Annotated in this window: 19 protein-coding genes; 14 read left to right on the forward strand and 5 right to left on the reverse strand. The window is 71.1% G+C overall.

Annotation, left to right across the window (positions count from 1 at the left end; all coding sequences use genetic code 11):
* Positions 1 to 215 precede the first annotated feature (215 nt).
* From ACIO3P_RS26265 to ssuE, 8 genes are all read left to right on the forward strand, one after another.
* A complete protein-coding gene (locus tag ACIO3P_RS26265) occupies positions 216 to 1,784 on the forward strand; it encodes an ABC transporter substrate-binding protein (protein WP_401853836.1) in 1,569 nt (522 codons plus the stop codon).
* 103 nt (positions 1,785 to 1,887) lie between these two features.
* Complete coding sequence (locus ACIO3P_RS26270) at positions 1,888 to 2,916, forward strand: ABC transporter permease (RefSeq protein WP_401853833.1); 1,029 nt, start codon at positions 1,888 to 1,890, stop codon at positions 2,914 to 2,916.
* A 2-nt stretch (positions 2,917 to 2,918) separates the two neighbouring features.
* A complete protein-coding gene (locus ACIO3P_RS26275) occupies positions 2,919 to 3,809 on the forward strand; it encodes an ABC transporter permease (RefSeq protein WP_401853831.1) in 891 nt (296 codons plus the stop codon).
* A complete protein-coding gene (locus ACIO3P_RS26280; protein ID WP_401853828.1) occupies positions 3,806 to 4,678 on the forward strand; it encodes an ABC transporter ATP-binding protein in 873 nt (290 codons plus the stop codon). Before ACIO3P_RS26275 ends, ACIO3P_RS26280 begins: the two co-directional genes overlap by 4 nt.
* 47 nt (positions 4,679 to 4,725) lie before the next feature.
* Positions 4,726 to 5,589: an ABC transporter ATP-binding protein gene (locus tag ACIO3P_RS26285; protein WP_401854041.1), complete on the forward strand. Its 864-nt coding sequence runs from the start codon at positions 4,726 to 4,728 to the stop codon at positions 5,587 to 5,589.
* Positions 5,590 to 5,621: 32 nt separating this feature from the next.
* Complete coding sequence (locus ACIO3P_RS26290) at positions 5,622 to 6,962, forward strand: LLM class flavin-dependent oxidoreductase (protein ID WP_401853825.1); 1,341 nt, start codon at positions 5,622 to 5,624, stop codon at positions 6,960 to 6,962.
* Positions 6,963 to 7,086: 124 nt separating this feature from the next.
* The gene (locus ACIO3P_RS26295) at positions 7,087 to 7,854 is read left to right on the forward strand and encodes an alpha/beta hydrolase (protein WP_401853823.1); all 768 of its coding nucleotides are present in this window, start codon (positions 7,087 to 7,089) and stop codon (positions 7,852 to 7,854) included.
* 91 nt (positions 7,855 to 7,945) lie between these two features.
* Entirely contained in the window at positions 7,946 to 8,503 is a 558-nt protein-coding gene (gene ssuE / locus ACIO3P_RS26300) for an NADPH-dependent FMN reductase (protein ID WP_329825198.1), read from the forward strand.
* 74 nt (positions 8,504 to 8,577) lie between these two features.
* Here the strand turns inward: ssuE and katG are convergent, their stop codons facing one another.
* Together katG and ACIO3P_RS26310 are read right to left on the reverse strand one after the other, a co-directional pair.
* Positions 8,578 to 10,812: a catalase/peroxidase HPI gene (katG, locus tag ACIO3P_RS26305; protein ID WP_401853819.1), complete on the reverse strand. Its 2,235-nt coding sequence runs from the start codon at positions 10,810 to 10,812 to the stop codon at positions 8,578 to 8,580.
* Complete coding sequence (locus tag ACIO3P_RS26310) at positions 10,805 to 10,993, reverse strand: hypothetical protein (protein WP_329825200.1); 189 nt, start codon at positions 10,991 to 10,993, stop codon at positions 10,805 to 10,807. Before ACIO3P_RS26310 ends, katG begins: the two co-directional genes overlap by 8 nt.
* Before the next feature lie 319 nt (positions 10,994 to 11,312).
* On the opposite strand from ACIO3P_RS26310, the gene ACIO3P_RS26315 reads away from it, so the two are divergent.
* Positions 11,313 to 11,723 (forward strand): Fur family transcriptional regulator, encoded by a 411-nt coding sequence (locus ACIO3P_RS26315; RefSeq protein ID WP_329825201.1) that lies wholly within the window; start codon positions 11,313 to 11,315, stop codon positions 11,721 to 11,723.
* Between the two features lie 56 nt (positions 11,724 to 11,779).
* Positions 11,780 to 12,211 carry a PPOX class F420-dependent oxidoreductase gene (locus tag ACIO3P_RS26320; RefSeq protein ID WP_329825202.1) on the forward strand — a complete coding sequence of 144 codons (432 nt, stop codon included), beginning with the start codon at positions 11,780 to 11,782 and terminating at the stop codon, positions 12,209 to 12,211.
* Between the two features lie 53 nt (positions 12,212 to 12,264).
* On the opposite strand, the gene ACIO3P_RS26325 is transcribed toward ACIO3P_RS26320, so the two are convergent.
* Positions 12,265 to 13,620, reverse strand: a complete 1,356-nt coding sequence (locus tag ACIO3P_RS26325; RefSeq protein ID WP_401853815.1) for a GDSL-type esterase/lipase family protein — start codon at positions 13,618 to 13,620, stop codon at positions 12,265 to 12,267.
* Between the two features lie 278 nt (positions 13,621 to 13,898).
* Between ACIO3P_RS26325 and ACIO3P_RS26330 the strand changes: the two genes are divergently transcribed.
* The 3 genes from ACIO3P_RS26330 to ACIO3P_RS26340 all read left to right on the forward strand — a co-directional run bounded on the left by ACIO3P_RS26330 (position 13,899) and on the right by ACIO3P_RS26340 (position 17,013).
* The gene (locus tag ACIO3P_RS26330; protein WP_329825204.1) at positions 13,899 to 14,441 is read left to right on the forward strand and encodes a glutathione peroxidase; all 543 of its coding nucleotides are present in this window, start codon (positions 13,899 to 13,901) and stop codon (positions 14,439 to 14,441) included.
* A 97-nt stretch (positions 14,442 to 14,538) separates the two neighbouring features.
* The gene (locus ACIO3P_RS26335; RefSeq protein WP_329825205.1) at positions 14,539 to 15,276 is read left to right on the forward strand and encodes a GntR family transcriptional regulator; all 738 of its coding nucleotides are present in this window, start codon (positions 14,539 to 14,541) and stop codon (positions 15,274 to 15,276) included.
* 54 nt (positions 15,277 to 15,330) lie between these two features.
* Positions 15,331 to 17,013: a purine-cytosine permease family protein gene (locus ACIO3P_RS26340; RefSeq protein ID WP_401853813.1), complete on the forward strand. Its 1,683-nt coding sequence runs from the start codon at positions 15,331 to 15,333 to the stop codon at positions 17,011 to 17,013.
* Positions 17,014 to 17,062: 49 nt separating this feature from the next.
* Here ACIO3P_RS26340 and ACIO3P_RS26345 read toward each other — a convergent pair whose 3' ends face one another.
* Positions 17,063 to 18,373 (reverse strand): cytochrome P450, encoded by a 1,311-nt coding sequence (locus tag ACIO3P_RS26345; RefSeq protein ID WP_401853810.1) that lies wholly within the window; start codon positions 18,371 to 18,373, stop codon positions 17,063 to 17,065.
* Positions 18,374 to 18,620: 247 nt separating this feature from the next.
* Positions 18,621 to 20,444 carry an FAD-binding dehydrogenase gene (locus tag ACIO3P_RS26350; RefSeq protein WP_329825208.1) on the reverse strand — a complete coding sequence of 608 codons (1,824 nt, stop codon included), beginning with the start codon at positions 20,442 to 20,444 and terminating at the stop codon, positions 18,621 to 18,623.
* 242 nt (positions 20,445 to 20,686) lie between these two features.
* On the opposite strand from ACIO3P_RS26350, the gene ACIO3P_RS26355 reads away from it, so the two are divergent.
* A complete protein-coding gene (locus tag ACIO3P_RS26355; protein WP_401853807.1) occupies positions 20,687 to 21,856 on the forward strand; it encodes a PucR family transcriptional regulator in 1,170 nt (389 codons plus the stop codon).

Consider the following 21,856-nt stretch of genomic DNA (forward strand, 5'->3'; position numbering starts at 1 on the left):
GTTCCGTCGCGCACCGTCTCCGTACCACCGGTCCGTCTCACGGCACCGTCGTCCCCCGTCGCCGGAACAGCGCACGCCACACGGCTCCTCGACACCTCCTGCGCCCTGCCCGTGCGGCCACGCGCCGGTGGTTCGCGTGGATTCGTCCAGAGCTGTCCCCGTCTGCCGATCCCGCATGCCTGCCTCGGGCCGGGACCCGCCACAGAAAGAATGAGATGTCCACACGCGTCACGATCCGCCGCCCCGGCCGGGCCCGGCCCGTCCGGAAGGCCGGCGGCCTGCGAGCCAAGGCCCTCGGAACCGCCTTCGTCGCCCTGCTCGCCCCCGCCCTGAGCGGCTGCGGCGGCGACGCCTCCTCCGCGACCGGCAGCGCGACACTGAAGTGGGCCTCCTCGTACTTCCCGACCCACTGGGACCCGGTGGTCTCGGGCAGCGGCGCCCAGTTCCGGGAACTCGCCCTGGTCTACGCCTCGTTGACCCGTACCGACGAGAAGGGGAACGCGGTCCCCGACCTCGCGAAGAGCTGGGAGTACAACGCCGAGGGCGACCGGATCACCTTCCATCTGCGCCCCGGGCTGAAGTTCAGCGACGGCGAGCCGGTCGACGCCGCCGCCGTGAAGACCGCGATCGAACGGGCCCAGAAGCAGAAGAACTCCGCGCTCTTCGGCGACCTGACCTCGATCAGGTCGGTGGAGGCGAACGGACTGGACGCGGTGCTCCACCTCACCCAGGTCGACTACCAGATACCGCAGTTGCTCGGTGAGCGCGTGCTCCAGATCTCCAGCCCCAAGGCGGCGAAAGCGCCGGAGAAGCTGGACCAGAACCCCGTCGGCGCCGGGCCGTTCGTCGTCCAGCAGTTGATACCGGGCACCAAGGCCGTCCTGAAGAAGAACCCGGACTACTGGGACGCGAAGAACATCCACATCGACAACGTCGAGCTGATCTCGGCCCCGGACGCCTCGACGGTCGTCTCCGGACTGCGGACCGGCGTCTACAACTTCGCGGACATCGACCCGAGCCAGGCGGACGCCGCCGAGAAGGCCGGACTCGACGTCTTCGTCCAGCCCGGCTTCAACGCCTCCAACATCAGCCTCAACGTCAACAAGGCGCCGTTCGACGACGACCGGGTCGTCGACGCCGTCCGGCACGCGATCAAGCGCGAGGAGTTCGTCGACAAGCTGACCTTCGGCCACGGCGAGGCGACCGACCAGCCGTTCCCGAAGGGGTACGTGGCCTACGACCCGAAGGCGGCGGACTCCTTCCCGTACGACCCGGCGAAGTCGAGGAAGCTCCTCGCCGCGGCGGGCCACCGGGCCGGTGACATCAAGCTCGACCTGGTCATCCCGGCGGAGGATCCCCAGGCCGAGATCGTCCAGTCGCAGTTGGCCGCCGTCGGCATCAAGGTCACCATCAAGGTCGACAAGAACTGGGCCACCCCGTTCTTCGCCAAGGACCTGACCTTCTCGCTGTACTCGACCACGGGACGCGACTCCGCGGTGCAGACCCTGACCGCGCACTTCGGTCCCAACGGCCCGCTCAACCTCAGCACCCCGTACCAGCCGCCCGGTTTCGCGGCGGCCGTCGCGAAGGTCCGTCAGACCCCGCTGGACGCGCCGGACTACCCGGAGGTCCTGCGGGCGGCGACCCGGGCCGGCCTCGGGAGCAAGGCGCTGGTCTTCACGTACTCCTCGCCGAACCTCTTCGCCAAGAGCCGGTCGGTCTCCGGCCTGCCCAAGAACCCGGCCCACATCGACTGGACCGGCGTGACCCTGTCCGGGAACTGACATCCACCCGCTCCAGAGTCCTTCGCCCGCTTCGGAGCGTCCACCCGCTGCGGAGCATCCACCCACCCCAGAACATCCGTTCACCCCAGAGAGGGGGCAACCCATGACGATCACCGCACCCGTGGTCACTCCCGCCCGCCGTCGCGGGGTCGTCGCGACCAGGACGCGGCACGCACTGGGCCGCGTCCTGGGCGTCCTCGGCCGGTCGTCCGCGCTCTTCGTGCCGGTGTTCCTGGTCGCGACCTTCGTGACGTTCGCGCTCCGGTCGCTGAGCGGGCTCAGCCCGGCACGGATCCAGCTCGGCGAGCAGGCGACGCCCGAGGCGATCCGGCGGATCGAGGCCCAATGGGGTCTCGACCAGCCCTTCCTGACCCAGTACTGGCAGTGGTTCACCGATGTCCTGCACGGACAGCTCGGCACCAGTTGGGTCAACGGGGCCGACATCTCCGCCCTCATCGGCCTCGGCCTGGGCGTGAGCCTCTCGGTCGCGGTCCTCGCCCTGATCATCGGGGTGGTCGTCGGCTTCCTCCTCGGCACACTGGCCGCGGTCCGGCGCACCACACCGCTCGACCGGGCGATCACCGGGTTCGTCACCGTGATCTCGGTGATGCCGGCCTTCGTCGTCGGCATCGTGCTGGTCACGGTCCTCGCGGTCGGCCTTGATCTGTTCCCCTCGGCCGGCTACGTACCCGCGGAGCAGGGGATCGGCCCGTGGCTCGCGCACATCACGCTTCCCGCGCTCGCGCTGAGCTTCGACGTCATCGCCGACGTCGCCCGCCAACTCCGTACCAGCCTCATCGCGGCGTACAGCGAGAACTACGTGACGGGCGCGGTGGTACGGGGACTGGGGCCGCGGCGGATCTTCTTCGGCCATGTCCTGCGCAACGGCCTCGGGCCGGCGCTCGCCACCCTCGGCCTCAAGTTCCCGTCCCTGGTGGGCGCCTCCGTCGTCACCGAGTGGATCTTCGGGCTGCAGGGCTTCGGCCGGTTCGCCAACGACTCCGCCCAGGCCGGTGACGTACCGGCGGTGCAGGGCGTCCTCGTGGTGTCGATCGTCCTGGTCGTCACCTTCAACCTGATCGTCAACCTGGTGCTGGCCCGTGTGACGCCGGCCGCCCAGCGGGGGGTGTGAACATGGTGCGTCGTGTCCTCGCCCTGACGTCCGGCAGGATCGCCGTCTGCCTCCTCGCCGTCATCGCGCTCCTGGCGGTCCTCGGCCCCTGGCTCGCTCCGTACGATCCCCTGGCCACCAGCGACCACACGCTCGCGAACGTCTCGGGCGCCCACTGGCTGGGTACGGACCACCTCGGCCGTGATGTGTTCAGCCGCCTTCTGGACGGCTCACGCGTCAGTGTGCTCGGCTCGCTCGAAGTCGCGCTGACGGCGCTGGCCGCCGGCACGGTACCGGGCATTCTCTCCGTCTACCTGGGCCGGGGTTTCGAGTGGCTCACCCTCCGCCTGGCCGACACTCTGGTCGCCCTGCCGTTCCTGCTGTTCGCCGTCGCCGTGATCGCGCTGCTCGGCAACGGCATCACCCAAGCCATGCTCGTCACGGGCGCGTTGGTCTCGCCGCTCTTCTACCGGGTGTCCCGTGCCGCCACCCTGGCCGTCGCGCGCTCCCCGTACGTGGAGGCGGCGCTCATCTCCGGTGCCTCCATCGGCTGGGTGGTGCGCCGCCACGTCTGGGTCAAGGTGCTCCCGCCGCTCGCGGTCGCGCTCGCCCAGACCATCGGCGTCGGGTTCGTCATCGTGTCGAGCCTGACGTTCCTCGGCATCGGCGTCCAGCCGCCCGCGCCCACCTGGGGCGGTCTGCTCGCCTCGGACCTCGGCTATCTCAGCCACCAGCCGTGGGCACCGCTGGCGCCCGCACTGCTGATCATGGTCACGGTCTGGGCCTGCAACCTTCTCGCCGACGTGATCCGCGATGTCTCGGGTGAGGCGGGCCGCGCGCTGGTCAACCACCGCAAGGCCCGCGCCGGGGGCCGCGACCACGCCCGTCCCGTCTCCGCCGGAGGTGCCCGATGACCACACTGTCCCACCACACCGTGCCCGAACAGGCACAGGAGGCGGGCCCGACGGCTCCGCCGGTGCTCGCGGTCCGCGACGTACGGATCAGCGACCGGGTCACCGACCGGGAGATCGTCCACGGGGTGAGCTTCTCACTCACGCCCGGCAAGGCCGTCGGCATCGTCGGTGAGTCGGGCAGCGGCAAGACCCTCACCTGCCGCGCGGCGCTCGGCATCCTTCCCCCGCACTTCGAGGTCACCGGCGGCTCCGTCGAGATCGCCGGCACCGACATCGCGACCCTGACGCCCCGCCGGTGGACGGCCCTGCGCGGTGCCACGGTCGGCGCGGTCTTCCAGGACCCGGCGTCGTACCTCAACCCGGCGATCCGCGTGGGCGCCCAGATCGCCGAGGTCGTCCGGGTCAAGAAGGGGCTGAAGAGGCGCGAGGCACGCCACCGCGCCGTCGAACTGCTGCGGGCCGCACGGCTGCGCGACCCGGAGCTGGTCTACGGCCGGTACACCTACGAGCTCTCCGGGGGCATGCTCCAGCGCGTCCTGATCGCGGCGGCCATCGCCGCCGAACCGCGGGCGCTCATCGCCGACGAGGCCACGACGGCGCTCGACGTGACCGTCCAGGCCGAGATCCTCGACCTCCTCGCCGAACTGCGCGAGCGGACCGGTCTGGCGCTCGTGGTCGTCTCCCACGATCTGGCCGTCGTCGCCCAGGTGTGCGACGAGGTGCTCGTGATGCGGGAGGGTCATGTGGTGGAGCACGGGCCGACACGGTCGGTGCTGTACGACCCGCGTCACGCGTACACCCGGCTCCTCATCGCCGAGCACGACCAGTACGGCCTGGAGAAGTTCCTCACCCCCAAGGAGACATCGTGACCGGCGAACTCCCCGCGGCGACAACGGCGGTGACGGCGACGACGGCGGTGACGGCGGTCACGGCGACGACGGCCGGCCGTACGGGGCCCACGGCGGCGGTCCTGGACATCACCGGCCTCGACGTGCACTACGGCCGGGGCCGCGGACGCCATCACGCCCTGCGCGACGTCTCGTTGTGCGTCGCACCCGGCGAGACCCTCGGCATCATCGGCGAGACGGGTTCGGGCAAGTCCACGCTCGCCCGCGCCGTGCTCGGCCTGGTGCGCGCCTCGGCCGGATCGATCGTCGTCGACGGCGAGGACGTACGGACGTACGGCAACCGCCGATGGCGCGCCCTGCGCCGCCGCGGCGTGATCCAGTACGTCTTCCAGGACCCGCTGCGCAGCCTCGACCCGGACCTCACCATCGAGGAGTCCCTGACCGAGCCGCTGCTCGTCCAGGGCGTCGGGCGCAAGGAGGCGGCCGGGCGGGCCCGTGTCCTCCTCGGACGGGTCCGCCTCGCCGAGGAACTGCTCGGCCGGCTGCCCGGAGAGCTCTCCGGCGGCCAGCGGCAGCGGGTCGCCGTGGCCCGCGCGCTGGTCACCGAGCCCCGGCTGGTCGTCCTCGACGAGCCGGTCAGCGCCCTGGACTCCGCCAACCGCGTCCAGGTCCTGGAGATCCTCAAGGAACTCCGCGCCACCGGGGTGGCCCTCGTCCTCATCTCCCACGACCTCGGCTCCGTCGCCGGGACCGCCGACCGGATCGCCGTGCTGTACCGGGGCGAACTCGTCGAGTCCGGTCCCGCCCACGACGTCATCAACCACCCGCGCCACGCCTACACACGCCTGCTCGTCAGCTCCGCCCCCACCCTGCGCACGGACCCCGTCGACCGGGCCGAACGCGAAGCCCTGCGCGCCCTGCTCGACGCCTGAGCGGACCGGCGTACCACTGAGAGGAACGAACCATGTCCCGCAGGATCCACCTCGCGTTGCACCCGTACGGCGTCGGCGGCCCCGGCCAGCACGGCCTCTGGAAGGACCCGCGCGTCGCGAAGAACGCCAGCATCGACATCAACTACTACATCCGGCAGGCCCAGGCAGCCGAACACGCCCTCTTCGACGCCCTGTTCGTCGTCGACAGCCAGTTCATCAACGCCACCTACCCGGCGCACTACCTCAACCGGCTGGAACCGCTCACCCTGTTGTCCGCGGTCGCCACCCACACCCGGCACATCGGCCTGGTCGGCACCGCGAGTTCGACGTACAACTCCCCGTTCAACCTCGCCCGCCGCTTCGCCTCGCTCGACCACATCAGCGGCGGCCGGGCCGGCTGGAACGTGGTGACCAGCTTCGACACCGGCACATCCAGGAACTACGGGCTCGACGAGCACCTGGACTACGCCACCCGGTACGGCCGCGCCCTGGAGTCCGTCCAGGTGGCCCGGGGTCTGTGGGACTCCTACGAGGACGACGCCTTCCCCGCCGACGTGGAGCGCGGCGTCTTCCTCGACCCGGCCAAGCTGCACGCGCTCGACCACGAGGGGGAGCACTTCAAGGTCGCCGGACCGCTCAACCTCTCGCGCTCGCCGCAGGGCCAGCCGGTCATCTTCCAGGCCGGGGTCTCCGAGGAGGGCCGCGATCTCGCCGCGCGGGTCGCCGAGGGCATCTACGCGCCGGGCGGCTCACTGACGCAGGCGCGGGAGTACTACGCCGACATCAAGAAGCGCACCGCCGCGTACGGACGCGACCCCGAGCACATCAAGATCTTCCTCCACGGCGGCCCGGTCGTCGCCGCGACCGACGAGGCCGCGCTCCGGCGTGAGCGCGAGATCTTCGAGGAGGACAACGACTTCGACCGCAATCTCGCGCTCCTCGGCCGCTCGTTCGGCGCGTACGACTTCCGTGCGCACGATCTGGACGCGCCGTTCCCGGACGTCGCCCACCTCGCGGAGAACGGGGGACGGACCGGTGCCGGAAAGATCATCGAGCGGGCCGCGGCCGAGAATTTGACACTCCGTCAAGTGGCCGAATCGCTTGGCGAGTTCCGCCGGTCGCCGTTCGTCGGGGCGCCGGGGACGGTGGCCGACCGCATCGAGGAGTGGTTCGGCGCGGGCGCCTTCGACGGCATCAACCTGGCCTTCCGCACCGACGACGACCTGAACCTCTTCGTCGACGGTGTCGTGCCGATCCTGCGCGAGCGCGGACTGTTCCGCACCGCGTACGAGGCCGACACCCTGCGCGGCAACCTCGGCCTGCCGGTCCCCGCCAACCGTCACACCGACGCGCGCCGGCTCGTGAAGAACTGAGCCGCTGGCCGCAGGCCCCCGACCCCGTTCGCCCTCACCCCCGACACCGATCTCCGACACCGATCCCCGACACCGATTCCCGACCCCGACCCCGACCCTCGATCCGTACCAGCGGGAGCATGAGTTGACCGAGTACACCGACCACCACGGCCCCGACGGCCTGCGCATACGCGGCACCGTCATCGTGGTCCCCGGCCGGGGCGAGACCCGGGCGGCCTACACCCGGTTCGGCCGGCGGCTCGCCGCCGACGCGTACCGCGTCCGGGTCATCGACGCCCCTGACCTCGACGCCGACGACCCGGCCGGCTCACTGACCCGCTTCGGCGCCCGCCTCGCCGACGCCGTCGAGGGCACCGTGGCGCGGGACGGCGTCATCCACCCCGTCGTGGTGGTGGGGGCGGACACCGGTGCCGTCGCCACCGCCGCCCTCCTCGGCGGGGAGGGCTCCTCCTCCGAATGGCGGCCGGACGCCGTGGTTCTCGCGGGCCTTCCGGGCCACGCCGCCACCCGCGTCGGCGCCTGGGACCACGAACTCGACGTACGCACCGCGTGCCCCGCCCATCGGGCCACGCTCACCGACGACCCCCTGATCCGGCGGGGCTCGCTCGACGACGCGGTGCCCGAGGTACTGCTCGCGGCGGCGTACGGGGGCGACATCGGCGTCCCGGTGCTGATCCTCGTCGGCGACGCCGATCCGCTCGCGGACCGCGACGCGCTCGTCCGTACCGCCACGTCCCTGCCCCGTGCCCGTCTCTCGGTGGTCCGCGGCGCCCACCACGACGTCCTGAACGACCTGCAGCACCGTTCGGTGGCGGCGGAGACCGTCACCTTCCTGGAGACGCTGCGCGACGACCTGGTGCCGCTGATCACGGTGCGGTCGAGCGCGTGGTGACCACGCCGTACGACGGGCGCCCCGGCGAACCGCCCCGGCCCGTCCGCCCCTTCCGCTCCCTCTGAACCCCGAACCGGAAAGGTCCCCTCACATGGCCGCCATCCTGTCCGTCTCCGGAAGCCCTTCCGCCACCTCCCGCACCGCACGCCTCCTGCGTCACCTGGACGACCGGCTCCGGCACCAGGGCCACGACGTGACCTCGCTGGAAGTCCGGAGCCTGCCCGCCGAGGCGCTGCTCGGCGCCGACTTCCGGCACCCCGCCGTCGTCGAGGCCACGGCACTGTTCGAGCGGGTGGACGGTGTGGTGATCGGTACGCCCGTCTACAAGGCCGCCTACTCCGGGCTGCTGAAGTCCCTGCTGGACCTGCTCCCTCAGTACGCCCTGGCCGGCAAGACGGTGCTGCCGCTGGCCACCGGCGGCAGCACGGCCCATGTCCTCGCCATCGACTACGCGCTGCGCCCGGTGCTGAGTTCCATGGGCGCCTCGCACATCGTCCCGGGCTGGTTCACCCTCGACAAGGACATCACCGTCGGCGAGGACGGGAAGCTGACGGTCGCACCGGGCTCCGCCGAGGCCCTGGTGCAGGTGACGGACCAGTTCTCCGCCGCGCTGGGCGGCCGTCGGACGGTGCTGGCCGCCGCCGGCTGAGCGGCGGCGGCCAGCACCGTACTGAACGGATACGCGTCCGGGCCGGCCGCTGAGGGCCGGCCCGGACAGGGTGATCAGACGAGGTCGAACCGGTCCAGGTTCATGACCTTGTTCCACGCGGCGACGAAGTCCTTCACGAACTTCTCCTTCGCGTCATCGCTCGCGTAGACCTCCGCTACCGCCCGCAGCTCGGAGTTCGACCCGAAGACCAGGTCGGCGCGGCTGCCGGTCCACTTGACCTCGCCCGTGGCGTCGCGGCCCTCGAACGTGTTCGCGTCCGCGGACGTCGCCGTCCACGTCGTGCCCAGGTCGAGCAGGTTGGCGAAGAAGTCGTTGGTCAGCGCCCCGGGGGTGGCGGTGAGGACGCCGAGCGACGACTGCTGGTGGTTCGCGCCCAGGACACGGAGGCCACCGACGAGGACCGTCATCTCGGGCGCGCTCAGGTTGAGCAGGTTCGCCCGGTCGATCAGCAGGTACTCGGCCGGCAGCCGGTTGCCCTTGCCGAGGTAGTTGCGGAAGCCGTCGGCGGCCGGTTCGAGCGCGGCGAACGACTCGACGTCCGTCTGCTCCTGCGACGCGTCCGCGCGGCCCGCCGCGAAGGGGACCTCCACGTCGAAACCGGCGTCCTGGGCGGCCTTCTCGACGGCCGCGCCACCGGCGAGCACGATCAGGTCGGCCAGGGAGACCCGCTTGCCACCGCTCTGGGCGTCGTTGAAGGTCTTCTGGATTCCCTCCAGGGCGCGCAGCACCGTCGCGAGCCGGTCGGGGTCGTTGACCTCCCAGCCGTTCTGCGGTTCGAGGCGGATACGCGCACCGTTGGCGCCGCCGCGCTTGTCGCTGCCGCGGAAGGAGGAGGCCGCCGCCCACGAGACGGACACGAGCTCGGAGACCGACAGACCGGAGGCGAGCACCTGGCTCTTGAGCGAGGCGATGTCACCGGCGTCGACCAGCTCGTGCGTCACCGCGGGGAGCGGGTCCTGCCACGGCAGCTCCTCGGCCGGGACCTCCGGGCCGAGGTAGCGCACGACCGGGCCCATGTCGCGGTGGGTCAGCTTGAACCACGCGCGGGCGAAGGCGTCCGCGAACGCGTCGGGGTCCTGGTGGAAGCGGCGCGAGATCTCCTCGTAGGCCGGGTCGAACCGGAGCGAGAGGTCCGTCGTGAGCATCGTCGGGGCGTGCGTCTTCGACGCGTCGTGGGCGTCGGGGACGGTGCCCGCTCCGGTACCGTCCTTCGGCCGCCACTGGTTCGCGCCCGCGGGGCTCTGGAACAGCTCCCACTCGTAGCCGAACAGGATCTCGAAGAAGCTGTTGTCCCAGGTCACCGGGGTGTTCGTCCAGATGCCCTCAAGACCACTGGTGATCGCGTCGCCACCCTTGCCGGTGCCGTACGAGTTCTTCCAGCCGAGGCCCTGCTCCTCGATCGAGGCGCCCTCGGGGTTGGCGCCGACGCTGTCCGCCGGGCCCGCGCCGTGGGTCTTGCCGAAGGTGTGACCGCCCGCGATCAGGGCGACCGTCTCCTCGTCGTTCATCGCCATCCGGCGGAAGGTCTCGCGGATGTCGCGGGCCGCGGCGAGCGGGTCCGGGTTGCCGTTGGGGCCCTCGGGGTTGACGTAGATGAGGCCCATCTGGACCGCGCCGAGGGGGCTCTCCAGCTCACGGTCGCCGGTGTAGCGCTCGTCGTCGAGCCAGGTGGTCTCGGGACCCCAGTAGACGTCCTCGTCGGGCTCCCACACGTCCGCGCGACCGCCGGCGAAGCCGAAGGTCTTGAAGCCCATCGTCTCCAGGGCGACATTGCCGGCGAGGATCATGAGGTCGGCCCACGAGAGCGCCTGGCCGTACTTCTTCTTGACCGGCCACAGCAGACGGCGGGCCTTGTCGAGGTTTCCGTTGTCCGGCCAACTGTTGAGGGGGGCGAAGCGCTGCTGGCCGGCCCCGCCACCGCCGCGGCCGTCGCTGATCCGGTAGGTGCCCGCGCTGTGCCACGCCATACGGATCATGAACGGGCCGTAGTGACCGAAGTCGGCCGGCCACCAGTCCTGCGAGTCCGTCATGACAGCCGCGATGTCCTGTTTCACGGCCGGGAGGTCGAGGGTCTTGAACGCCTCGGCGTAGTCGAACTCCTCGCCGAGGGGGTTCGCCACGGCGGGGTTCTTGGCGAGGATCTTCAGATTGAGCCGCTCCGGCCACCACTGGCGGTTGCCGCCGCCCTGAGTCGGGTGCGGGGCCCGCCCGTGCACGACCGGGCAGCCACCTCCGCTCTCCTTGTCCTTCTTCGCGTCTACGACGATTTCATCATGGTTCTCAGACATGGGAATCCTTCCGGACCGGGTGGATCGTGGTGCTCAGGAACGTGGTGCTCAGGAACATCGTGGTGCTCAGGAACTGTGGGCGGTGGACCAGCCGGGGCGGGCCCCGGTGGTGGTCCCCGACGCCCCGCCGCGGTGAGCGCGTGGAGAGCTTCGTACACGACTTGAGGGAGACGTGGTCCATGCGAAGTGCCCCCGGGGAGGTGATCGCCATGACGCCCGGGGAGGTGGCCGTTCCGGACGGTCGCGGGCGGTGCGCCGAGAGCGGTCGTCACCGGCAGGCCGCCACCGCTCGGTGTCTCGGCGGTGGTCCCGTCACGTCTCTGTCTCCTGCCGTACTGGAGTCTTCCCGTCCCTTGGCTATCGCCGGAACCGATCCTACAATGGACAGAGTCTTAGTCAAGAAGAACGTCAAACCACACGTCAAACCCCTGTCCGATCAGGACTCGGGCGCCCACCGGTAAACTTCGGGTGTCCCACCAAACCTGAATAGGTGAACCGATATGAGTGACCTGCTGGAGCGACTGCGCGGGCGTGGCTGGCGGATGACGTCCCAGCGACGTGTCGTCGCGGAGGTCCTCGACGGCGACCACGTACACCTCACGGCCGACGAGGTGCATGCCCGCGCGGCACGGCGGCTGCCCGAGATCTCCCGGGCGACCGTCTACAACACGCTGGGAGAGATGGTCTCCCTCGGTGAGGTCATCGAGGTCTCCACCGACGGCCGCGCCAAGCGCTACGACCCCAACGCGCACCACCCGCACCAGCACCTGGTGTGCTCCGCCTGCGGCACCATCCGCGACGTCCACCCGGCCGGTGATCCGCTGGCCGACCTTCCCGCGGCGGAACGGTTCGGCTTCACGGTCTCCGAGGTCGAGGTCACCTACCGCGGCGTGTGCCCGTCCTGCGTCTGAGTGCTCTCGGCGAGGAGCGGGAACAACGGGCATACCGCGGCGGCTTGGGCTTGGACATGACCACTACCCCGTTCCATCCGCGCACGCTGCTCGCGGAGAGCCGGCTCGGTGTCCTCGCCACGATCAAGTCGGACGGCCGCCCGCAGCTCTCCCCCGTGCTGCCCTTCTACGACCAGGAGGCGGACGTCATCCATGTCTCGATGGCCGAGGGGCGGGCCAAGACGGCCAACCTGCGCCGGGACCCCCGGGTCGCGCTGGAGGTCACCGGACCGGACGGGGCTGCCTGGGCCACCGCCGAAGGCATCGCCACCCTCACCGGGCCGGGGACCGACCCGCACGGCCCCGAGGTCGAGGCGCTGGTGCGCTACTACCGCGTCGCCGCCGGGGAGCATCCGGACTGGGACGAGTACCGCGCGGCGATGGTCTCCGAGCGCAGGGTGCTGATGACGATGACGGTCGACCACGTGTACGGCGCCCGGATCCGCTGACCACGCGCCCGGGGCGGGCCGGGGCGCGGCGGGTCCGGGCGGGCCGTCCGCCCCTACCGTCCGGCGAGCAGCCACAGGGGTACGTACTCGGCGATCGCCCGCTGCCCGGCGATGTTGGCGTGGATGCCGTCGCCGGTGTCGTAGTCGAGGCGGACGCGGTTGGGCTGGAGCGGGTCCTTCAGCACCTGATCGAAGTCGATCACGCCGTCACACGCGCCTGAGCAGTCGCTGCCCTTCCTGACAACGGTGTTGACCGCGTGGCGGTCGAGATTGTTCTGATCGGTGTACGAGGCGCGCGGGGTGATCGGCGTGACGTACACCTTGATCCCGGCCTCGCGCAGCCGCCGGAAGACCGTGTCGTAGCTGTCGAGGATCGAGGCCGCCGTGCAGCCGTTGGCCAGGTCGTTCGTGCCGTAGTAGTAGATGACGCCCGTGACGCCGTGCAGCGCCAGCACATCGCGGTCCAGCCTGGCCGGTCCGTCCAGGCCCGCGAGCTCGCCGGGGGTGCGGGGGCACGCGTCGGAACTCGTCGTTCCGCTGATCCCCGCGTTGGCCACCGCCAGGCGACGGTGCGGCGGGAGTTCATCGGTGATCCGCCGCGCCAGCACATCCGTCCACCGCCGGTTCGTCCCGGTCTCCGTGCACCCCGGGCCGCAGTGGGTGCTGCCCACGCCGTCCACGACGGAGCTGCCGAAGGGCACGACCGTACCCTTGAGGGCGGGGTTACGGACATCGACGGCGCTGACCAGGAGGGTCGAGGTCACCGTCTCCGTGTAGGGGGCACCGGAGCGGTCGTCCGTATGGTCGCCGGAGTTCACCGGTGTCAGATAGTTGTCGCGCAGCCCCGTCACATGCTGTCCCGGGACGACCGGACCCGGGACGAACATGCTGACCGCCACGTTCTGCTGAGGGCGCGTCAGCAGCCGGGCGGCGTCGCTCCACACCTCGCCGCCCGGCGGGATCGTGACCGCGCGCCGGCCCTCGAAGGTGACCGGTACGGTGCCGCCGACGATCGCCGCGCCCTCCCCGCCGCGGCCCACGGTGACGCCGTCGACCGTGAGCGGCGTCCTGCCGAAGGTGTTCTGGACCCGGATGCGCAGTGCGTCGCCACCCTGGCTGAGGTGGGTGATCATCCGTACGGACTGGTGGGTCAACGTCCTGGTGGAGAGGGCCTGCTGGGACTGGGCCCAGGAGGTGAACCAGGAGCGTCCGGCCCGCGCTGCGCCGGTCGCGGACGCCGCATCGGACGCCGATACGGCCGTCGATTCGGCCGTCGATACGGAAGAGGACGCGGAAGAAGACGCGGAAGACGTGGCGGAGGGCGCGGAATCCGTGAAGCCGGCCATGGTGAGGACGAGGGCCATCGAGACGACGACGCGCTTCACGTCGCTGGTGCGCGGTCTGAACATCGGCGCGATTCCTTCCCGGTCCGCGGCCGGGACGGCCGCACTGCGTGACATGGGGGAGTACCGAGGGCGGCGCGTGAATAACGAGACGGCTGGGATCAAACCACCTGATCGTCCCCGAAGAGGCCCCGCCGCGCCAGCGTCGTGACAGGATCCGCCGCGACGGCCGCCCGCGGAGGGCCGCCGGGCCGCGTCGGTTACTGTCCATGCGGTCATCACACGAATGGGTACGGGAGGCGCGGCAGGCCCGCGCTCCCGAACGAGACCACGAGGAGCGCCACATGGGCGTGCACGACTTCGACGTCACCACCGCGGACGGCACCACCCGCCGGCTCGCCGATCACGCGGGGCGCGTCCTGCTGATCGTCAACGTCGCCAGCAAGTGCGGACTGACGCCGCAGTACGAGGGACTGGAAGCGCTCCACCGCGAGTTCGGGGCGCGCGGTCTCGACGTCCTCGGCTTCCCCTGCAACCAGTTCGGCGGCCAGGAGCCGGGCACCGACGCGGAGATCCAGGAGTTCTGCTCCGTCACCTTCGACGTCACCTTCCCCGTCTTCGGGAAGGTCGACGTCAACGGCCCCGGCGCGGCACCGCTCTTCGCCCATCTGCGGAGCGAGGCGCCCGGCGACTTCGGCCCGGCCAACGGCTTCCTGTACGAGCACGTCAAGAACAGCCGGCCCGAGGCGATCGGCACCGACGAGGTCAAGTGGAACTTCACGAAGTTCCTCGTCGGCAGGGACGGCGGCGTGCTGCGCAGGTACGAGCCCACCGTCACGCCCGAGGAGATCCGCGCGGACCTGGACGGGCTCCTGCTCCCCGCCTGAGCCGGCGGGGCCCAACCCCGAATCCCAGAAACTCCGAAACAGCGTCTTCACACCGGAGGCGTCGGCGGGAAACAGGCCGTTCCTACCGTTCCACGTCATGGATACGGGCCTGTATACACCGCCGGACACAGGGCCCGCCGTACCGGACGGTGCGGCGGCGCCCCCGCACCGTGAGCGGGTCTACGCACGGCTGCGCGAGGACCTGCTGGCCGGCCGGATCGGGCCGCGCGAGCGGCTGGCCGAGGTGCGGCTGGCCGACCGGTTCGGGGTCTCCCGGACGCCCGTGCGCGAGGCGATGGCGCGGCTGCTGGCCGACGGCCTGATCGAGCGGGCCGACGGAGGGTTCTTCCCGACCGTGCCCAGCCTCACGCAGTTGCGGGATCTGTACGAGCTCAGGGCCACCCTGGAGCTGCGCGGCATGGCGCGGGCCGCCGAGGACGGCTCCGTACGGCATGATCCCGGCGTCCTCGACGCGGAGCTGCGGCGCTGGTACGCGCTGCGGGCGGACCCTCCGCCGCCCGGCCCCCGGTTCGTGGTGCTCGACGAGGAGTTCCACACCGCCCTCTCCCGGGCCTCCGGCAACCCGGCGCTGACCGAGGCCCTGGTGACGGCCTCCCAGCGGATCCGGCGCGTACGGATGTACGACTTCCTCAGCGAGGACCGGGTCGCGTCGAGCATCAGCGAACACATCGAAATCATGGAACTGGTGCGGGACGGCCGCCTCGACGAGGGGTACCGGGCGCTGCACAGCCATGTCGGCGGCTCCCTGGCCGTCGTGATGGAGCGCGCCGAACGCGCCCTGACCCAGATGGCCCTCCACGCGGACCGTATCTGACCCCGCGGCACCCTGCACCACCCCACCCACCTCACTCTCCCCAGGAGGCGCGGCATGAGCAGCGAGCCACAGCTCATAGCTCCGACCAGTGACCAGGAGCCACCCACCGCAGGGCCGGGCGCCGATCGGGCGGCCGGCGAGACGCTGGAGGACTACACCCTCCGGTTCGCCCCGCGCAGCTACCGCCGCTGGACGCCGATGGTCGTGGCGACCACCGCGCTCGGCGGGATCGCCTATCTCGCGGACTTCTCCATCGGCGCCGGTATCGGCTTCACCCACGGCACCGGCAACGCGCTGGCCGCGATCGCCGTCGCCGCTGCCGTCATCTTCATCACCGGTTTCCCGCTCGCCTATTACGGCGCGCGGTACAACATCGACCTCGACCTGATCACCCGCGGCTCCGGTTTCGGCTACTACGGGTCCGTCCTGACCAGCGTCATCTTCGCCAGTTTCACCTTCATCTTCTTCGCCCTCGAAGGCTCGATCATGGCGCAGGGGCTGAAACTCGGCTTCGGACTGCCGCTGTGGGCGGGGTACCTGGTCTCGACGCTCATGGTGATCCCCCTGGTCATCTACGGGATGAAGGCGCTCAGCAAGCTCCAGGTGTGGACGACCCCCGTGTGGCTGCTGCTGATGGCGGGGCCGCTGGTCTATCTGATCGTCACCGACCCCGGCACGGTGGACCGCTGGCTGGCGTACGCGGGGACCGACGGCGACGGCGGTGTCAACACCGCCTCCGTGCTGCTGGGCGCCGGGGTGTGTCTGTCGCTGATCGCGCAGATCGGTGAGCAGATCGACTATCTGCGCTTCATGCCGCCCCGGACCGACGCCAACCGCCGCGCCTGGTGGACGGCCGTGGTCATGGCCGGTCCCGGGTGGGTGGTGCTGGGCGCGCTGAAGCAGGCGATGGGCGTCTTCCTGGCCGTCTACATCCTCTCCGAGGTGGGCCCGGTGGCGGCCACCGAGCCCATCCAGCAGTTCCGGGGCGCCTTCGACGCGATGATGCCGTCCTGGCTGGTGGTCCCGCTGGCCGTGGTCCTCGTCGTGATCAGCCAGATCAAGATCAATGTCACCAACGCCTACTCGGGCTCGCTGGCGTGGACCAACTCCGTCACCCGGGTCTCGAAGCACTACCCGGGCCGGATGGTCTTCGTCCTGGTCAATCTGGCGTTCGCGCTGATCCTGATGGAGGCCGACATGTTCAGCTTCCTCAACAGCATCCTGGGCTTCTACTCCAACTGCGCCATCGCCTGGGTCGTCACCGTCGCCACCGACATCATGATCAACAAGTATCTGCTGAAACTCTCCCCGCACGCCCCCGAGTTCCGCCGGGGCATGCTGTACGCCGTCAACCCGGTCGGCGTGGTCTCCTTCGTCGCCGCCTCCGGGCTCTCCATCGCCATGTACTTCCACGCGCTCGGCGACACCCTCCAGCCGTACTCGCCCGTCGCCGCCGCGCTGATCGCCTTCGTCCTCACCCCGCTGATGGCCGTGGCCACCAAGGGCCGTTACTACCTGCGGCGCGCCGACGACGGGATCGACGAACCGCTCCTGGACGCCGAGGGCAACCCCAGCGGGACCGTCCACCCGTGCCATGTCTGCCGCCAGGATTTCGAACGGCCCGACCTGGCCGCCTGCCACACCCATGGCGCGATGGTCTGCTCGCTGTGCCTGAGCACCGACAAGACCGGCGACCATGTCCTTCCCGCGGACCCGGTGGCCGGACGGGCCGGATAACCCGGGGACGCCCGGGTGAACGCGGTCGGCTCCGCCCCGCCCCTCGGCGCTACCGGCCGTCCCCGGGGCGCACGGTGGGGGTGGGGGTGAAGCTCACCGGAAGGGTCGTCAGACCGCGCGCCCACGGGGAGGGCCGCCGCGTCAGCGCCTCGGCGGGGACGGCGAGATCGAGATCGGGGAGCCGGTCGAGCAGCACCTCGATGGCCGTACGGGCGATGACCTCGGCGATCTCCTGCGCCGGGAACGGACAGCGGTACTCACCGTGCCCGAAGGAGAAGTAGGCGTTGTTGCCACCGGTGAGCGCGGAGCCGTGGGTGCGTACCTGCGGATCGTTGTTGGCGGCGGCGATCCCGAGGAGCAGCATGTCCCCGGCCTTGATGTGGCGGTCGCCGAGGCTGGTGTCGCGGGTGGCCCAGCGGCCCGCGACGTTCTGTACGGGGGTGTCCTCCCAGAGGACCTCGTTCATGGCCTCGGCGACGCTGTGCCGGCCGCCGGAGAGCGTCGTGGCGAAACGCTCGTCGGTGAGCATCAGCCGCAGTGAGTTGCCGATCCAGTCGGCGGTCAGCGTATGGCCGGCGAGGGCCAGCGCCATCAGGTCGTGGAGGACGTCCTCCTCGGTGAAACCGGCCGTGTTGCGCAGCAGCCGGGAGGCGACGTCCGACGGGCCCGCACCGGCCTTCTTCCCGGCGAGCAGGGACGCGGTCGCCTCGAAGAGATACCGCTGGGCCGCCTCGACCCGCTCGCCGCCGCGGGCCAGGTCGGTCGCGGCGGCGGCCAGTCCGGGCCCCTGGTCGTCGGGGAAGCCGTAGATCCTGGCGAGGACCCGGACCGGGAACGGCATCGCGTACCGGGAGATGAGGTCCGTGGCGCCCTCGGTGCAGAAGCCGTCGATCAGCTCGTCGGCGAGCTGCTCGGCGAAGTGCCGGAGCATGAACGGGTCGACCGCCTCCAGCGCGTCGCTCACCATCGTGGCCCGCTCGCGGTGGCGCTCCCCGGTCGTGTAGAGGATGGACGGCTGCCGCCGCCCGACCAGGCGTGCCAGCGGCCAGTCCTCGGGGACGCTGTTCCACTGGTTCCAGAGGTCCGAGTCGCGGCTGAAGAGCACGGGGTCCCCGGTGACCTGGTGCAGTTCGCGGTAGCCGAGGACCAGCCAGGCCGGTATGCCGCCTTCGAGGGTGACGGGGGCCACGGAGCCGTGGTCCCGCCGCATCTCACGGTAGAGACGGGCGGGTTCGGTCTGGAAGCGGGGGCCGCTCAACGGCACGGCGGTGTCCGCGTCCCCGTCCGCCCGGTGCGCGGGGCACCCGGGCGGTGGGGCGGTCGCCCCGGCGTTCCGTGCGGTGGGTTCGGCCGGTGTCATCGCTGTCGTGTCTCCGAGGTCGGGTACGTCGGAGGCTGTACGCCACCGGCCGGTGCGACCAGCGGTTTCAGGGACCGGGCGGCCGGTCGACGCTGATTCGTACGGTCATCGTGGCCCTCCGCGGGGTCCCGGGCACTATAAGGGGTCCACGTTTCCGGCAGGGGGGAACGAACCCCTTCCGGGCAGGAGGACCGAACCCCTTCCGGGCAGGGAGGACCGAACACCTGCCCGCGACCGGCGGCGCGCGCTACGCCGTCGCCGCCGCGGCGGCCCGGCCCGCCTGACGGCCGGAGAACAGGCAGCCACCGAGGAACGTGCCCTCCAGGGACCGGTATCCGTGCACCCCGCCCCCACCGAACCCGGACACCTCACCGGCCGCGTACAGCCCGGGGACCGGTGCGCCCGACGCGTCCAGCACCCGGCCCAGGAGATCGGTCTGGAGCCCGCCGAGGGTCTTGCGGGTGAGGATGTTGAGCCGTACGGCGATCAGCGGGCCCGCGCTCGTGTCCATGATCCGGTGGACGGAGGCGGTACGGCTGAGGGTGTCCCCGGGGTAGGCGAGGGCGTTGCGGACCCCCATCACCTGGGCGTCCTTGGTGTACGGGTTCTCGATCTCGCGGTCCCGCGCGTCGATCTGGCGCTTCAGGTCGGCCAGGTCGATGAGGTTGTTCCCGGTCAGCCGGTTCATGCCGGCGACCAGTTCGGGCAGGGTCGTGGCGACGACGAAGTCGACACCGTTCTTCTTGAACTTCTCGATCGGCTCGGGGGTCTGCCAGATGCGTGAGAGGAGCTTCAGGATGTCCTTGTTGGTCAGGTCCGGGTTCTGCTCGGACCCCGACAGGGCGAACTCCTTCGCCAGGATCTTCTGGGTCGTCACGAACCAGGAGTAGTCGTGGCCGCTCGCGGTGATCGACTTCAGGGTGTTCAGGGTGTCGTACCCGGGGAAGTCGGGGGCGGAGAAGCGTTTGCCGGTGGCGTCGAACCACAGGGACGAGGGACCCGGCAGGATACGGATCCCGTGGTCGGGCCAGATCGGGTCGTAGTTGCGCAGGCCCTCGGTGTAGTGCCACATCCGGTCGGGGTTGACGATCCGTCCGCCGGCCTTCTCGGTGATGGCGAGCATCCGGCCGTCCACGTAGGCGGGCACACCGGTGATCATGTTCTTGGGCGGGGTGCCGAGGCGGGCGGGCCAGTTCCGCCGTACGAGCTCGTGGTTGGCGCCGATACCGCCGGAGGTGACGATCACCACCGGGGCGCGGAGTTCGAAGTCACCGACCACCGTGCGGGAGGTGGCCTTGCCACGGGCGGCGGTGCTCGGCTCCAGGACCGCCCCGCGTACGCCGGTGACGGCGCCGCCGGTCCGTACCAGCTCGTCGACCCGGTGCCGGAACCTGAACGTCACCAGGCCGGCGGCGACCGCGGCCCGTACCTTCTTCTCGAACGGCTCGACCACGGCCGGTCCCGTGCCCCAGGTGACATGGAAACGGGGCACCGAGTTGCCGTGCCCGTCCGCGAGGCCGCCGCCGCGCTCGGCCCAGCCGACGATGGGGAACCAGCGCACGCCCAGCCCGTACAGCCAGGACCGCTTCTCCCCGCCGGCGAAGTCCACGTACGCCTCGGCCCACTGGCGCGCCCAGTGGTCCTGGCCGCGCGGGTCGGACACGCCCCGGTCGAAGCCCGCCGCGCCCTGCCAGTCCTGCCAGGCCAGTTCGGGGGAGTCCTTGATCCCCATGAGCCGCTGCTCGTCGGAGTCCACGAAGAAGAGGCCGCCGAACGACCAGAACGCCTGCCCACCCAGATTGGACTCGGGTTCCTGGTCGAGGAGGAGTACCTTCCGCCCGGCCGCGGCCAGTTCGGCCGTCGCGACCAGCCCCGCCAGACCGCCGCCGACGACGATCGCGTCCGCGTCCGCGTCCGAGGAAGCGGACGGGGCGGCGTAGGCCGGCAGGGTCTGGGAGAAGGCGGCCGCGCCGGCGATCACCCCGCCCGCCACCGTGAGCGCGTGGCGTCGGCTGAACAGGGCCGGGTCCGCGGGCTTCTCCGTCTTCTCCGTGTTCTCCGGCTTCTCCATGGGGGGCCTTCCGAAAGGGGACGCGGGGGAGGTGTTGCCACGATGGCCCTGCTGTTACCGTGCGGTAGCTCACAGATAATCAGGTCGCCACAGAAGTGCGGTAGTAGCCGGGCGCCAACGCATCCGCCCCGTCGTTGTGGCCCGGCGACAGCGCGCCGCGACGGTGCGCCGCGACCGCGCTCCGCGACCGCACGCAGCGACCGCACCCCGCGAACGCGCTCCGACGGAGAAGGGCGAGGCTCATGACGGTCACCCATCAGCGCGAGCCGGTCACCGAGATCCTGCGGGCCATGGCCGTCGACCCGGCCGTCTGCGGCGAACTCGTCCACGCGGCGCGCAGCCGTTCGCCCGAGGTGGCCGACCTCGCCGAGGCGGAGAACCGCCGGCATGTGTCCGCCCTGGTCACCGCCGCGGGCCAGTGGTTCGCCACCCTCGAACGGGTCGAGGAGCAGAGCTTCGCCGCCGCCCTGCTGCTCGGCGCCGACCGGGCGGGCCAGGCCGTCCCGGTGACCGCCGTCCTGCGCGGCGTACAGGCCGCCCTCACCCGCGCGGTGGAGATCACCGTTGACCGGAGCAGGGCCGCCGGGGTCCCCGACGGCCTGGTGCTCTCGGCGGTCCTGCTGCTCAAGGAGTACGGCGACGCCGTCGAGCGCCATGTGGTCCACGGATACCGCACCGCCGAACAGCGCGTGCCGCACCCGGCGGGCGGGGTCCGGGCGCGGGCGCTGCGACAGCTCCTGACGGGCGGCCCGCCGCCGTCCGCCGAGGAGTTGGCGCGGGCCGGCATCCGGCCGGACAGCGTGCGCCACTGCCTCGTCGCGGACGCCACGGGCCCCGCGCGCGGCCTGTTGCTGGCCCCTCGGTCCGTCGCCCCGTGCGGCGACTTCCTGCTGGTCGAGGGGCGCCTGGTGGGGCTCTGCCCCCGGCCGCCGCACGGCGAGGAGATCCCGGCGGGCGCCTTCGCCGTGGTCTCGCCGGCCGTACCTCCGGAGGCACTGCGCCCGGCGTACCGGCTCTGCGTCCGCGCCCTGGACATCGGCGGCCGGCGCGGGTGGCGCGGAGTGTACGAACTCACCGGCCTCGCCGCCGAGATCGCCCTGGCCGACCAGCCGCTCCTGGGCGCCTACCTGACCTGTGAACTGCTGGGATCCCTCGACCCCTCGGACGACTTCCACCGTCAACTCGCCCTCACCGCACTGACGTTCCTGGACCACGGGCGGCGACTCGACCAGACGGCGGCGACCCTGTTCACCCACCCCAACACCGTCCGCTACCGGCTCGGCAGGCTCCAGCAGATCACGGGGGAGTCGCTGACCGACCCCCAGCACGACGGCAGGCCGGGGCCGTTGGCCACCCTGCACTGGTGGTGGGCGCTGACCACCTGGCTGAGCCCGCCCCCGGACACCCGGTGA

The sequence above is a fragment of the Streptomyces sp. NPDC087310 genome (assembly GCF_044744405.1).
GTDB lineage: Bacteria > Actinomycetota > Actinomycetes > Streptomycetales > Streptomycetaceae > Streptomyces.

Excerpts from the sequence above, each read along its gene's own strand:
- ACIO3P_RS26265 (WP_401853836.1), top strand. The coding sequence starts at position 216 with ATGTCCACACGCGTCACGATCCGCCGCCCCGGCCGGGCCCGGCCCGTC.
- ACIO3P_RS26270 (WP_401853833.1), top strand. The coding sequence starts at position 1,888 with ATGACGATCACCGCACCCGTGGTCACTCCCGCCCGCCGTCGCGGGGTC.
- ACIO3P_RS26275 (WP_401853831.1), top strand. The coding sequence starts at position 2,919 with ATGGTGCGTCGTGTCCTCGCCCTGACGTCCGGCAGGATCGCCGTCTGC.
- ACIO3P_RS26280 (WP_401853828.1), top strand. The coding sequence starts at position 3,806 with ATGACCACACTGTCCCACCACACCGTGCCCGAACAGGCACAGGAGGCG.
- ACIO3P_RS26290 (WP_401853825.1), top strand. The coding sequence starts at position 5,622 with ATGTCCCGCAGGATCCACCTCGCGTTGCACCCGTACGGCGTCGGCGGC.
- ssuE (WP_329825198.1), top strand. The coding sequence starts at position 7,946 with ATGGCCGCCATCCTGTCCGTCTCCGGAAGCCCTTCCGCCACCTCCCGC.
- katG (WP_401853819.1), bottom strand. The coding sequence starts at position 10,812 with ATGTCTGAGAACCATGATGAAATCGTCGTAGACGCGAAGAAGGACAAG.
- ACIO3P_RS26310 (WP_329825200.1), bottom strand. The coding sequence starts at position 10,993 with ATGGACCACGTCTCCCTCAAGTCGTGTACGAAGCTCTCCACGCGCTCA.
- ACIO3P_RS26315 (WP_329825201.1), top strand. The coding sequence starts at position 11,313 with ATGAGTGACCTGCTGGAGCGACTGCGCGGGCGTGGCTGGCGGATGACG.
- ACIO3P_RS26320 (WP_329825202.1), top strand. The coding sequence starts at position 11,780 with ATGACCACTACCCCGTTCCATCCGCGCACGCTGCTCGCGGAGAGCCGG.
- ACIO3P_RS26325 (WP_401853815.1), bottom strand. The coding sequence starts at position 13,620 with ATGTTCAGACCGCGCACCAGCGACGTGAAGCGCGTCGTCGTCTCGATG.
- ACIO3P_RS26330 (WP_329825204.1), top strand. The coding sequence starts at position 13,899 with ATGGGCGTGCACGACTTCGACGTCACCACCGCGGACGGCACCACCCGC.
- ACIO3P_RS26335 (WP_329825205.1), top strand. The coding sequence starts at position 14,539 with ATGGATACGGGCCTGTATACACCGCCGGACACAGGGCCCGCCGTACCG.
- ACIO3P_RS26340 (WP_401853813.1), top strand. The coding sequence starts at position 15,331 with ATGAGCAGCGAGCCACAGCTCATAGCTCCGACCAGTGACCAGGAGCCA.
- ACIO3P_RS26345 (WP_401853810.1), bottom strand. The coding sequence starts at position 18,373 with ATGACACCGGCCGAACCCACCGCACGGAACGCCGGGGCGACCGCCCCA.
- ACIO3P_RS26350 (WP_329825208.1), bottom strand. The coding sequence starts at position 20,444 with ATGGAGAAGCCGGAGAACACGGAGAAGACGGAGAAGCCCGCGGACCCG.
- ACIO3P_RS26355 (WP_401853807.1), top strand. The coding sequence starts at position 20,687 with ATGACGGTCACCCATCAGCGCGAGCCGGTCACCGAGATCCTGCGGGCC.